The organism is Rhizobium sp. LC145, from assembly GCF_001005825.1.
GTDB lineage: Bacteria > Pseudomonadota > Alphaproteobacteria > Rhizobiales > Rhizobiaceae > Neorhizobium.
Genome location: NZ_LBHV01000005.1, coordinates 204,567 through 217,553, shown reverse-complemented (window position 1 = coordinate 217,553; position 12,987 = coordinate 204,567). Strand labels below are relative to the sequence as shown.

General features: G+C 60.9%; 11 protein-coding genes. 9 read left to right on the top strand and 2 right to left on the bottom strand.

Features of this window, described 5'->3' with window-relative positions; translation table 11 throughout:
- Positions 1-338 precede the first annotated feature (338 nt).
- The 9 genes from YH62_RS16485 to YH62_RS16445 all read left to right on the top strand — a co-directional run bounded on the left by YH62_RS16485 (position 339) and on the right by YH62_RS16445 (position 10,283).
- A complete protein-coding gene (locus tag YH62_RS16485) occupies positions 339-2,111 on the top strand; it encodes an AIPR family protein (RefSeq protein WP_046795328.1) in 1,773 nt (590 codons plus the stop codon).
- 278 nt (positions 2,112-2,389) lie between these two features.
- Complete coding sequence (locus YH62_RS16480) at positions 2,390-3,427, top strand: PstS family phosphate ABC transporter substrate-binding protein (RefSeq protein ID WP_046795327.1); 1,038 nt, start codon at positions 2,390-2,392, stop codon at positions 3,425-3,427.
- Positions 3,428-3,487: 60 nt separating this feature from the next.
- Positions 3,488-4,867 (top strand): phosphate ABC transporter permease subunit PstC, encoded by a 1,380-nt coding sequence (pstC, locus tag YH62_RS16475; RefSeq protein WP_046795563.1) that lies wholly within the window; start codon positions 3,488-3,490, stop codon positions 4,865-4,867.
- A complete protein-coding gene (gene pstA / locus YH62_RS16470) occupies positions 4,867-6,162 on the top strand; it encodes a phosphate ABC transporter permease PstA (RefSeq protein ID WP_046795326.1) in 1,296 nt (431 codons plus the stop codon). The genes pstC and pstA overlap by 1 nt, the downstream gene beginning before the upstream one ends.
- Positions 6,163-6,175: 13 nt before the next feature.
- Positions 6,176-6,991, top strand: a complete 816-nt coding sequence (gene pstB / locus YH62_RS16465; protein ID WP_046795325.1) for a phosphate ABC transporter ATP-binding protein PstB — start codon at positions 6,176-6,178, stop codon at positions 6,989-6,991.
- 46 nt (positions 6,992-7,037) lie between these two features.
- Positions 7,038-7,751: a phosphate signaling complex protein PhoU gene (gene phoU / locus YH62_RS16460; protein ID WP_046795324.1), complete on the top strand. Its 714-nt coding sequence runs from the start codon at positions 7,038-7,040 to the stop codon at positions 7,749-7,751.
- Positions 7,752-7,772: 21 nt separating this feature from the next.
- Positions 7,773-8,459, top strand: a complete 687-nt coding sequence (gene phoB, locus YH62_RS16455) for a phosphate regulon transcriptional regulator PhoB (RefSeq protein ID WP_046795323.1) — start codon at positions 7,773-7,775, stop codon at positions 8,457-8,459.
- Between the two features lie 10 nt (positions 8,460-8,469).
- Positions 8,470-9,156 (top strand): winged helix-turn-helix domain-containing protein, encoded by a 687-nt coding sequence (locus YH62_RS16450; RefSeq protein WP_046795322.1) that lies wholly within the window; start codon positions 8,470-8,472, stop codon positions 9,154-9,156.
- Between the two features lie 215 nt (positions 9,157-9,371).
- Positions 9,372-10,283, top strand: coding sequence for a DMT family transporter (locus tag YH62_RS16445; protein WP_046795321.1), 912 nt, complete (start codon positions 9,372-9,374; stop codon positions 10,281-10,283).
- Positions 10,284-10,321: 38 nt separating this feature from the next.
- Here the strand turns inward: YH62_RS16445 and arsK are convergent, their stop codons facing one another.
- Both arsK and YH62_RS16435 read right to left on the bottom strand, forming a co-directional pair.
- Positions 10,322-11,560, bottom strand: coding sequence for an arsenite efflux MFS transporter ArsK (gene arsK / locus YH62_RS16440; protein ID WP_046795320.1), 1,239 nt, complete (start codon positions 11,558-11,560; stop codon positions 10,322-10,324).
- A complete protein-coding gene (locus YH62_RS16435) occupies positions 11,557-12,978 on the bottom strand; it encodes an FAD-dependent oxidoreductase (protein WP_046795319.1) in 1,422 nt (473 codons plus the stop codon). Before YH62_RS16435 ends, arsK begins: the two co-directional genes overlap by 4 nt.
- Between the last annotated feature and the right edge of the window lie 9 nt (positions 12,979-12,987).

The window sequence follows — 12,987 nt, the reverse complement described above, 5'->3', positions numbered from 1 at the left end:
GTCATAAGGTAAGCTGTACCGACCCCACCACGAAAGCTGACATTTTGGTGGGTTGGAAAGGCTGCATGTTTACGGCAACCGCGATCATCGAGCAAGCGCACGTTGTAACCGCAAACTGGAGCGGGATTCTGACACGCATCAATTTCCTTCCGCCCTATCTGTCATGGTTAGTCGAAGGCGTTTGAAACTGCTGCGGCGCATCCTCGATAGGATATTATTGTGCTTCGCAACGCAACTTCCTGTGCGTTACGTGTGATTATACACTTCGCCGTCTTCCAGAGGCTGCGGCGTCAGCTACCTTGCTCGACTACACGCGAACTCATTTCCCAAGAGGTCAGATGTCAAAAGATACCTACAGAATCCTTGTCCAGCAGATGACCGAGGATCGGGCAAAAGACGCAGGATTGAAGGATGTCACCAAAGCTTGGGAACTGGTGGTCAACGCTCTAATCATGGCGCCCTACGATTTGAGCGTGGATGAAATTGAAGCCGGCATCACCGATGGTGGAGCGGACGGCCAGATAGATGCCATGTACGTCATCGTGAATGGCATGGTTTTGAGCGAGGAATCGCTCGAAAGCAAGACCGTGCCTGAAAAAGGTCCGCTTGAAATTGATATCGTTATTATCCAGTCCAAATACACCGAGAGCTTTGAGGAAAATCCGCTGAAATCCGTACGAGCGACGGTGCGAGACCTTTTCAGCCTGTCAAAGGACTACTCGGCGATAGAGTTCAAAGAGTACAACTCAAGCGTCCAGTCGAAGTTTGCGCTGGCTAGGTTTGCAGTCCTGTCGTCTTCAGGTCGTGCGGCGACGATCAAATGCCGTGTCTACTACGCGACCAAGGGCAGCAACGCGAGCGTTCACAGCTCCGTCCTCGCGACCGGCACGACCTTGATACAGGAGCTTGGAACATCCGCTGCTACCAAGGACGCGGAGATCATTTATCTTGGAGCAGAGCAGGTTATAGATCTGTCCAGGATGCCTCAAATCCATGTCCGACAGCTTGCCTTTCAAGAGCAGCTATCCCACGACGAGAACTCCTTTGCCTGCCTAGTACCCATCGATGGGATAATGAGCTTCCTGAGTGATAGCTCCGGCAACCTCATCAGGTCCCTCTTTGACGCAAACGTCCGCGACTTCCTCGGCACGACGACCGACGTCAATGAGGGCATATTTCAGACGCTCGAAACTCTCGGTGACGAGGACTTCTGGTGGTACAATAACGGCGTCACTCTTGTTGCCGATGCGGTCGATCCTAAAGGTAAGCACCTTGCGCTGACCGACCCCCTTTTGGTCAACGGTCTTCAGACTTGCAACGTCATCCACGCGTTCATGTCGTCGCCGGAGGTTTCCAGTGAGGCGAAGAAGCACATAGGCGAGAAGCGGATTCTCGTTCGCATCATCAAGCCGACGTCCGATGCCGTGAGAGACGGGATCATTCGAGCTACTAACAGCCAAACACACATTCCTAAGCCCTATCTTCGGGGCATGGACCGTGTTCACCGCAATATTGAGGACTTCTTCCGCAAACATGGTCTTTTCTACGAGCGCCGCAAGAACCAATATCGAAACGAAGAGAAGCCGCGCTCTTCCATCGTCACACTTACAGAGATGTCGCAGTCCCTCGTAGCTGCTCTTCTGTTCAGAGGTGGCGATGCGCGTGGTCGGCCGACAACTCTAATCAATGACGACAAGGACTACCAGACGCTCTTTTCTGAAAGCTATCCCCTCGACACGTTCCTCGCAGTCATTCGGGCGAAGCGGGAAATCATGAACATCCTCACGTCCATCGAGCCGCCGCGAGGTGCGGGCTTCCGGAACAATGTCGTGTGGCATGCCTTAGCGTTCGTGTCCGGCGTGTATTTTCATAATACCAAGCATGCTGCATCGGGTTGGGCTACTCTAAAGATCGATGCGGAATGGCTGCCGAAGGCTGTTGCTTATGTTGTCGAGCAATTTGACAACGAAGGCGGAACAGACGGGGTTGCAAAATCACCGGGATTTCAGGAAACAATCGCAGCCGCAGCGGCCAGCCTTCGCTCCCCGCCAATCCCCGAACCCCATCAACCAGATATTTCGGCGAGCGAAACGTTGTTTAAGGCACCCTAGCCCGGGCCGCACATTCAGGCTCCTACTCGGCATTAAGCAGTCAGAGAGCGCACCATCCTCCTGAGGTTCGCGTACGCGCATGACGCAATAGTAAGCCAAGTCAGAAGCATCGAGTAACGATCGACAAAGATAGTATTTGCGGGTGTGAACAGCCGTGCAAAAAGCTTGGCTCACAAGCATCTCACAAATGAAATAAAACTGTCACAAAACTGTTATGTAGTCCCTATAGAGGGGAGCCGACGCCAAAGCGTCAAACCGAATTCCAAGGGAGAAATTCCATGAAGAAGTATCTAGGAAGCTGCGCAGTCGTCGCAATCCTCCTGAGCACCGCAGGCGTCGCATCTGCCCGCGATCAGATCAAGATCGTCGGCTCCTCCACCGTATTCCCCTATACCCAGGCTGTTGCCGAAGAATTCGCGAACAAGACCGGCAAGCCTGCTCCGGTCGTTGAATCCACCGGCACGGGCGGCGGCTTCAAGGCGTTCTGCGGCGGCGTCGGCGAAGACTTTGCGGACATCACCGGTGCTTCGCGCGCGATCAAGGATTCCGAGGTGAAGCTCTGCGCCGACAACGGCGTGACCGACATCACCGAAGCCCTGATCGGCTACGACGGGCTCTCGATCGCCGTCTCCCGTAAGAACGAGACGGACTGGAATCTTACCAAGGCACAGATCTTCCAGGCTCTCGCTGCCGAGCTTCCGGACGGCAAGGGCGGACTCGTCGCGAACAAGAACAAGAAGTGGTCCGACATCGATGCGTCCCTTCCGGACGTGAACATCGTCGCCTTCGGCCCCCCGCCGACCTCCGGCACCCGCGATGCCTTTGTCGAGCTCGTCATGCATGAAGGCTGCGCCGACACAGCCGGCATGGATGCCGTGAAGGCCGCCGACGAGAAGAAGTACACGGAAGCCTGCTCGCGCATGCGCCAGGACGGCCCGTTCATCGAAGCCGGCGAGAACGACAACCTGATCGTCCAGCGTCTTGAATCCGACCCGAATGCCGTCGGCATCTTCGGCTACTCGTTCCTCTACGAGAACGAAGACAAGCTCAAGGACATCAAGGTCGAAGGCGTGGAAGCAAGCTTCGAGACCATCAAGGACGGTTCCTATCCGGTTTCGCGCCCGCTGTTCGTCTACATCAAGAACGCCCACCGCGACGTCATCCCGGGCATGAAGGAATTCCTCGAGGAATACACCTCGGAAGCCTCCATGGGCGATGACGGCTATCTCGCAGAGCGCGGCCTGACCCCGCTCGACGCTGACAAGCGCGCGGAAGTCGAGAAGGCTGTCCTGGAAGCCAAGAAGCTCGGTTCCTAATCCGAGCAGCCATCGGCCGTCCGCACTGTGTGGGCGGCCTTTTCCGTCTCCGGGGGCAACATGTCGGGATATCTAATTCTCTTTCTGGCCGCCATGGCCTTGATTGTGAGCTACTTCGGCGTGTTTCGCGCCAGTAGAGCGGCGACACCTGCGGGCGCGGTCCGCCTGAAGCAGCATTCGCGTCCGATCTACCACGGCCTGAACGCTGCGATCTGGACGGCAGTGCCTGCCTTCATCTTCCTGCTTCTCTGGCTGATGTTCCAGAACAGCGTGATGAACCAGCTCGTCATCGCTTCCTTTCCAGGCGCGGAGGCAATGGACGCCGCCGCCAAGAGCCTGCAGATGAGTGAGATAAGGCAGGTCGCGGCGGGCAATCTCTTCCGCCAGCCCACCCCGGAAGTGGCCGCAGCCGCCGAGCATCTCCGATCTCTGCAGTCGACATCGATGTATCTGATGGCCGCGCTCACCTGCTGCATTGCGGCCGTCGGTGCATTTCTCGGGTTCAAGGTCATCAGCCCCCGATACCGCGCCCGCCATAGCGTCGAAACCGCGGTCACCGTCTTCATGATGTTCTCGTCTCTGGTCGCGATCATCATCACCGTCGGCATCGTTGGCTCGCTTGTCTTCGAGGCGCTGCATTTCTTCGCGCGGGTGCCTGTCACGGAATTCCTGTTCGGCCTGCGCTGGGAACCTCAGATCGCTATCCGTGCCGACCAGGTTGCAGGGCAGGGCGCTTTCGGTGTTCTTCCGGTCCTATACGGAACTTTCCTCATCTCCGCCATCGCGATGCTGGTCGCTGTTCCGACGGGCATCCTTTCCGCCGTGTACCTGACTGAGTACGCGCATCCTGGCTTCCGGGCAGTCGTGAAGCCGATGCTCGAGATCCTCGCCGGCGTCCCGACCGTGGTCTACGGCTTCTTCGCTGTCCTGACTGTCGCTCCGGCCATTAGGGATCTCGGTAATGCCGTCGGCATCCCCTCGTCGCCGAACAGCGCGCTGGCGACGGGTTTGGTCATGGGCGTCATGATCATCCCGTTCATATCTTCGCTCTCAGACGACGCGTTCGCGGCTGTGCCACGTGCGATGCGTGACGGTTCGCTAGCCCTTGGCGCGACGAAGGGCGAGACCATCCGCAAAGTGCTCCTCCCGGCGGCGCTTCCGGGCATCATCGGCGGGGTGCTCCTCGCGCTCAGCCGCGCAGTCGGAGAGACGATGATCGTGGTGATGGCCGCCGGCCTCATCGCCAAGATCACGGCCAACCCGTTCGATGCCGTCACCACCGTGACGGTGCAGATCGTCACCCTTCTGATCGGCGACTCCGAGTTTGACAACCCGAAGACGCTCGCGGCCTTCGCACTCGGCCTGGTACTGTTCGTCATCACGCTCTGCCTGAACCTGATTGCATTGCGCACGGTCCGCAAGTACCGGGAGAAATACTGATGTCCACGATCGAAATCGAAGCAGTCGACAGCCAGCGCGTCAACTGGCACTCGGACGAGATGAAGGCGCGGCGGAAATCCCGCTACGCGGCCGAGCGCCGCCTCAAGGCCTACGGGATGACCGCGATCATCTTCGCTCTCGGGTTCCTCGCCTTCCTGATCAGTTCGCTCGTCTACACTGGCCACAAGGCTTTCACTCAGACGGTGGCGACCGTCTCCATCGATCTCAGCGCCGCCGAGATCGACCGCAGCAATCTGATGGATGCCAACTGGCGCGACATTGTCCGTGATGCGCTTCGCGCCCAGGTCCCCGATCTCACGCGCCGACAGGAGCGCGCCTATTTCGACCTCTTCACGTCGTCCGCACCATTCCTGGTCCGCGACACCGTGATCAAGGAACCGTCACGGCTCGACGGCACAAGCTCCTTCACCATCCCGATGTCCGACCGGGCGGATCAGCTCGCGAAGGGCGAGATCAGCCGCGACACGCCGGAAGATCAGCGCAGGATCAGCGACGAGCAGATCGGCATGTACGACCAGCTCGTTTCGAAGGGTCTGATCTCCAGTCCTTTCAACTGGGGCCTGTTCCTCAACGCCGACAGCCGCTTCCCGGAATTGGCTGGCCTCGCAGGCGCTATCTCGGGATCGTTCTGGTCGCTGCTGGTCTGCTTCGCGATCAGCTTCCCGATCGGGATCGCGGCCGCGATCTATCTCGAGGAATTCGCGCCGAAGAACCGTCTTACCGACCTCATCGAGATCAACATCAACAACCTAGCGGCCGTCCCCTCCGTGGTATTCGGTCTGCTCGGGCTGGCGGTGTTCCTGAACGGCTTCGGCCTTCCCCGATCGGCTCCGCTGGTTGGCGGTCTGGTGTTGTCCCTGATGACGCTGCCGACGCTTATCATCGTCACACGCGTCTCGCTCAAGGCCGTGCCGTCGTCTATTCGCGAGGCCGCGCTCGGGGTCGGGGCTTCCAAGCACGAGATGATCTTCCATCACGTGCTTGCGCTGGCCATGCCCACTATCATGACGGGGGCGATCATCTCGCTTGCGCGTGCACTCGGCGAGACGGCGCCGCTGCTGCTGATAGGCATGAACGCGTTCATCACCAGCCCGCCGGACGGAATCTTCGCGGCGTCGACGGCTCTTCCGAGCCAGATCTATATCTGGGCGGACAGCCCGGAGCGTGGCTTCGTTTCCAGGACGTCCGCCGCGATCCTCGTACTCCTGGGATTCCTGATCGTAATGAACGCAATCGCCATTTTCCTCAGGCAGCGCTTCGAGCGCCGTTGGTAAAGGAGCCGGGGTCATGAACATGATGTCAGAAGCAGCAGTTGAGAAGGCGCTGGACCAGAAGATGAACGAAACCGCTTACAAGATGGTCGGCAGGGACGTGTCGGTCTATTACGGCGAGAAGCGCGCGCTTTTCGACGTGAACCTGAACGTCCGGGAAAATACGGTGACGGCGCTGATCGGTCCTTCCGGTTGCGGCAAGTCCACCTTCCTGCGCTGCCTCAACCGCATGAACGATACGATCGAGAGCTGCCGGGTGACTGGCAAGATCACCCTCGACGAAGACGACATCTACGATCCGCAGATTGATGTCGTCGAGTTGCGCGCCCGCGTCGGCATGGTCTTCCAGAAGCCCAACCCGTTCCCGAAGTCGATCTACGACAATATCGCTTACGGCCCGAAGATCCATGGCCTTGCCAGAAACAAGGCTGATCTCGACCAGATCGTCGAAAGCAGCCTGCAGAAGGCGGGCCTCTGGTCGGAGGTGAAGGACCGCCTGCACGAATCCGGCACGGGTCTTTCGGGCGGCCAGCAGCAGCGCCTCTGCATCGCTCGCGCGGTTGCGGTTTCGCCGGAAGTCATCCTCATGGACGAGCCCTGTTCGGCGCTCGACCCGATCGCGACCGCCAAGGTCGAGGAGTTGATCCACGAGCTGAGGTCCAACTTCAGCATCGTCATTGTGACGCACTCCATGCAGCAGGCCGCCCGCGTTTCTCAGCGCACGGCCATGTTCCACCTTGGCCATCTGGTCGAGGAGAACGATACCGACAAGATGTTCACCAATCCGGACGACCAGCGTACCCAGGATTACATCATGGGCCGCTTCGGCTGATCCTTGCGCATCGACAGGACGTTTGGAAACAGGAAGGAACGATACGATGGCATCGACACACATAATGTCGGCCTATGACGAAGAGCTGAAATATCTGGGCCGCCGCATCTCCGAAATGGGCGGTCTTGCCGAGCAGATGTGCGCGGATGCCGTCCGGGCGCTCGTCAATTCCGATACCGCGCTCGCTCAGAAGGTCATCTCGGACGACGTGATCCTGGATCACGCCGAGCGGGAGATCCAGGACAAGGCGATCGTCACGATCGCCAAGCGCCAGCCGATGGCGTCCGACCTGCGCGAGATCGTTGGTACCCTGCGCATCGCCGCCGACCTGGAGCGCGTCGGCGACCTCGGCAAGAACACGGCCAAGCGGGTCATCGCAGTGCAGGGCACCGGCGTGCCGCGCAAGCTTGCCCGCGGCATCGAGCACCTTTCCGATCTCGCGCTCGTCCAGTTGAAGGAAGTGCTCGACGTCTTCTCCAACCGATCGGCTCAGAAGGCCGAGGCCATCCGCCAGCGCGACGAGGAGATCGATGCGATGTACACGTCGCTGTTCCGCGAACTCCTTACCTACATGATGGAAGACCCGCGCAACATCACCACCTGCACGCATCTGCTGTTCTGCGCCAAGAACATCGAGCGCATCGGTGACCACGCGACCAACATCGCCGAGACGATCTACTACATGACGACGGGTGCTCAGCCGGAAGGCGAACGTCCGAAGGACGACACGTCGAACACGCTCGGCGCGATCACCCAGTAGTCGTGTGATGGAGCGATCCGTATGCAGCCAAAAATAACGGTAGTGGAAGACGAAGAAGCTCTGAGCGTGCTTCTTCGCTACAATCTCGAAGCCGAGGGTTACGAGGTCGAGACCATCCTGCGCGGCGACGAGGCCGAGATAAGGCTTCAGGAGCGCACGCCGGACCTCCTGGTCCTCGATTGGATGCTGCCGGGCGTCTCCGGCATCGAGCTTTGCCGCCGGCTGCGCATGCGGCCGGAAACGGAGCGGCTTCCGATCATCATGCTGACGGCGCGCGGCGAGGAAAGCGAGCGGGTGCGCGGCCTCGCGACCGGTGCGGACGATTATGTCGTGAAGCCCTTCTCGACGCCGGAGCTGATGGCCCGCGTCAAGGCCATGCTGCGCCGCGCGCGCCCGGAAGTGCTCTCCAGCGTCCTGCGCTGCGGCGATATCGAACTCGACCGGGAGACCCATCGCGTCCACCGCAAGAGCCGCGAGGTCCGCCTCGGCCCGACGGAATTCCGCCTCCTGGAATTCCTGATGGCATCGCCCGGCCGCGTCTTTTCCCGCTCCCAGCTTCTCGACGGCGTCTGGGGGCACGATATCTACGTGGACGAGCGCACCGTCGACGTGCATGTCGGCCGTCTGCGCAAGGCGCTCAATTTCTCCAACATGCAGGATGTCATCCGCACCGTCCGTGGCGCGGGCTATTCCATGGAAACGCAGTAGGGCCGGACCGATGAGCGCGCGAGTCCTATTGGTCGATGACGATGAATCTCTTCGCGTAGTGTTGCAGAAGGCGTTCGAGACGGAGGGGTTCAGAGTCTCCCATCTGATGAATGGAGCGGCTATCGAAGAAAGGCTGAGAACTGCCGGCGCGGATGTCCTGGTCCTCAGCTCAGACCTTCCGGGATTGTCCGGGCTGGATGTTTGTCGGACCGTCAGGCTCGATCCTGTCCTGTCCAGGCTGCCGATCGTTCTCCTCGTGCCCTCGGGCGAGGGGCAGCTACGCCTCACGGGATTGGCGGCCGGAGCCGACGACTGCCTCGTGAAGCCGTTCTCTCCCATCGAGGTCGTGGTCCGGGTCAAGAACCTTCTTCGGAGGATGAACCCTGCGCTGCTCGACCACATGCTCAAGGTTGGAGATCTGACGCTTGACCGCGAGGCACACCGGGTCCACCGCCAAAAGCGCGAGGTCAAGCTCGGGCCCAAGGAGTTCAAGCTGCTCGAGTTCCTGATGAGGTCGCCTGGAAAGGTGTATTCCCGGTCGGAGCTGAAGGCATCGCTCTGGGGCGACGATGCCACAGTCGACGAGCGGGCGATCGACGTCCATATCGGACGCCTGCGCAAAGGCATCAGCCTGGGCAAGGCCGACAAGGTCATCCGCACCGTACGGGGCGCCGGGTACTCGCTCGGCGACTTCTAACATTTAGTTCATCACTATCGCGCCGTCGAGCTTCGATTCCCGCGATTGCGGCCTAGGCAACGAAGTGATAGCTTCGAGCAGTCGATAGTCACTGATCGAAGCACCCATGACGCGGCCATCCAGAAGACCTGGTTACGACCATTGCGATGCAGACTGCGCGCGCAGCTAGCGACGCCTTTCAAGTCTCTCATCGCAACTTCTTCTGGAGAATTATCATGCGCTCCTCATCGCGGCTGTTTCCTGCCGTGCTTCTGGTCACCGCCTGCGCCTTCTGGGGTGCGGCGACTGTCCTGAACAAGGCCCTGCTTCCATCCATCCCGCCGATCTCTCTCCTGGTGCTTCAGCTTGCACCGAGCACGCTGGTGTTATGGGCGATCGTAATCGCCAAGGGCACGACACCGCCTAGCCGACACGTCCTCTTTCAAGTGATCCTCCTCGGCATCCTTAACCCTGGCATCTCCTATACCCTGAGCCTCATGGGCCTGGCACGGACGACGGCGAGCGTGGCGACGCTGCTTTGGGCTGCGGAGCCGCTGATGATCGCCTGCCTGGCTGCACTGGTTCTCAGGGAGTCGATCACCAAACGTCTCCTCGCCATCATTCTGACGGGAGGCTTTGGCGTCCTCCTCGTGGCCGGTGATCTGAACGACGTCGGCCGCTCGGGGTGGGACCTGACGGGGAATGCCCTTCTTCTGGCGGCCGTGCTGTGCTGCGCGATCTATACTGTCGTGGCGAAGAGGATCAGCCCGGACGTCGATCCGCTGTTCGCGATCGCCACCCAGCAGGCCGCCGGCCTCTGCTGGGCGAGCGTGCTCCTGCTGGCGGAGACGCCCTATGGAACCCCTCACGACCTGTCATCGGTGCCGATCGGCCTGATGGCGGCCGCGGCGGTCTCTGGTCTGCTCTACTATGCGGCTGCATACTGGCTATACCTCGTGGCTCTCCGCTTCGTCACCGCAGGGATAGCGGGGAGCTACTTCAATGTGATCCCCATCTTTGGCGTCGGATTTGCGATGGTGTTCCTTGGAGAAATGCTGCAGCCGATCCAGTGGGTGGGTGCGGTCATCATTCTCCTCTCTGCGCTCGAGCTCGTGCGGGCCACGGGCCGCCGGGAGGCATCGGGATAGGCGCGTGCGGGAAACCTTCAGTTCCGCCTTCTCCGATTTCAGGCGTTGCTGCTGCTCAAGGATTCGGCGGCGGAACGCTGCTGGGTTCTTGTGCGGGAGAGGGCGATCGCCCCGAACAGAACCACGGCGGCCAGCCCACCTGCGATGCTAACAGTGACGGCCATGCTGGCTCCCCACGCCTTCAGCATGACGGCGAAGGCGAACGGCGCGAGCGCCGAGGAAAACTGCCTCGCCGCCGTCACCCAGCCGAGCCGGGCGCCATAGCCGCGCTTCCCGAACAGCTCCAGCGGGAGTGTCCCGCCGACGATGCTTGCGAGGCCGGAACCGAGGCCGAACAGGATCGCGAACGCCACCAGGCCTGGCAGCCATGGAGTCGTAGCCAAGAGGACCGCGAGCGCCGCGGCCAGCAGCCCCGCCGAGATCACCGCGAGCACCGTCTGTGAGAGCCTGCCGCCAAAGATCATGTTGAGCAGCCGGCTTGCGACCTGCGACGGACCGAACAGAGTGGAGACCATGAGACCCGCCGTGCCGAGTCCGAGAGCGGTCAGGAGAGGGACCATATGGACCAGGACCGATGCGAGGACGAATCCTTCGAGGGCGAAACCTGCCAGCATGAGGAGGAAGATGGCATTCCGTGGGGGAGGGTTTCCAGGCGGGACGGCGGGATCCCCGGAGGAATTCGCCGCTGACCTGCTGTCAGCCAGCTCGCGCGGAAATCTCCCGACCCACCAGTGGATCGGCATGCACACGGCACCGTTCAGCAGAGCAAACACCAGATAGATTTCCCGCCATCCGAGATGGTCATGAAGTGTCGCCGTGAGGGGCCAGAAGAGAGTCGACGCGAAACCTGCGATGAGGGTGAGATGGACGATGCTTCGCTGCGCCTTGCTGCCTCCCACCTGGACGATCGCGGCGAACGCCGTGCTGTAGAGGACGAAGGTGGACGCCAGTTCCATTGCGATCATGGACGCGCCGAAGACGAGCGCATTGGTGGAGAGGGCTGCACAGACGAGCGAGACGGCCGCTGCGAGAGAGCCCGGCACCATCAGTCGGCTAGCGCCGAACCTGTCGGCCCACTTGCCTGCTTTCGGCGCCAGAAGGCCGCCCATCAAGAGCGCGACCGAGAGCAGGCCGAAGAGCCTGTCCTCCGGAATGGAGAGGTCTCGCGCCATCGCCGGCGCGAGGATGCTGAACGAATAGTAGAGCGTGCCGTAGCCGATGATCTGGGTCACGCCCAGCGCCCAGATCAGGTGCGCCGGCGCTTTCATGTCGTTCATTCTGCAGGTTCCAGATCAGATTGTCTGGCAGCCGCCGTGCCACAGCCGCAGCCGCTCCTGCCTTCCGCCTTGGCTTCCATGTCGGCTACGCAGCAGGCGTCGACCTTGACCGGAGCGGGGCCGCCGCAACAGCCTTCGGACGCCGCTTCCGCGAGAGTGGGATTCGTAGCACTGCAGACACCTGTTTCGGGAAGGACGAGATGCACTTCCCGCGCAGCTTTTGCGTCCCCCGCCAGTTCAGCGACGACCGAACGGACCTGCTCGTACCCGGTCGCCATGAGGAAGGTGGGAGCACGGCCGTACGACTTGGAGCCGACGATGTAGAAGCCCGCTTCCGGCTGCGTCAGTTCCACGACGCCGTGGGGCGGCACCGTCCCACACGAGTGAAGATTCGGGTCGATCATCGGGGCGAGCAGGCGAGGAGCCTCCACTGCCGGATCCATGTCCAGCCTGAGTTCCCGCAGCATGTCGAGATCGGGCCGGAAACCTGTCGACGCAATGATGCGATCGACGACGAGACTGACCTCGGTTCCGTCCTTCGTCGCCTGCACGCCGAGGCGGTCCCCGTCTCTCCGGACCGACTGGATCGCAAAAGGAGCAAGGAGCGAAACCCGACCGTTGTCGATCGCCTCCTTTGCCGCCAGGCCTAGATCTCCGCGAGCAGGAAGCTGATCGTTCAGGCCGCCGCCGAGAAGGCGGTCGATCCTGTTGCGACGAAGCGCCCACAGGATCTTCGTCTCCGGAGCTTCCTTCTGTAGATTAAGAAGCGCGAGCACTACGTTGATCGCCGAATGGCCGCTTCCGACGACGAGGACCGTTGCTCCGGCATAGTCCGCGTGCTCCCGTCCGGCGACGTCCGGAATGCCGTATGCGATCCCGCCGACTGCCGTCTTCTCTCCGATGACGGGGAGGCCATCCACGCCGAGCGGGTTCGGCCGCGACCATGTTCCAGAGGCGTCGAGGACCGCTCTTGCCTCGACTGTTCGCTCCTCGTTATTGTCATCGGTATAGCGGATGCAGTAGGCGGCGGCGTCGCGTCCCTGGTTGGTGACTTTGTCCAATCCGGCACGGGTTACAGCGGTTACAGTCGCTCCATAGACGATGTTCGGCTCGATTTCCGGGAGAGCTGCGAGCGGCTCGAGATAACGTTCGACGATCTCCGCTCCTGTTGGAAGCTCGTCGAGATCGGGCATCCTCCAGCCGGAACGACCGAGGAGGCTGGCAGCAGCGTTCTCGACGACATACCGCCATGGAGAGAACACGCGAACATGGCCCCATGTGCGTAGCGACGACCCGGCGGATTGTCCCGCCTCGAGGACTATTGGGCGGATTCCCCACTGGACAAGCTGGGCTGCCGCGGCAAGCCCGACGGGGCCTGCACCGATGATCGCGACCGGAAGATGCGTCTTAACTTCCATGTTCCTCTC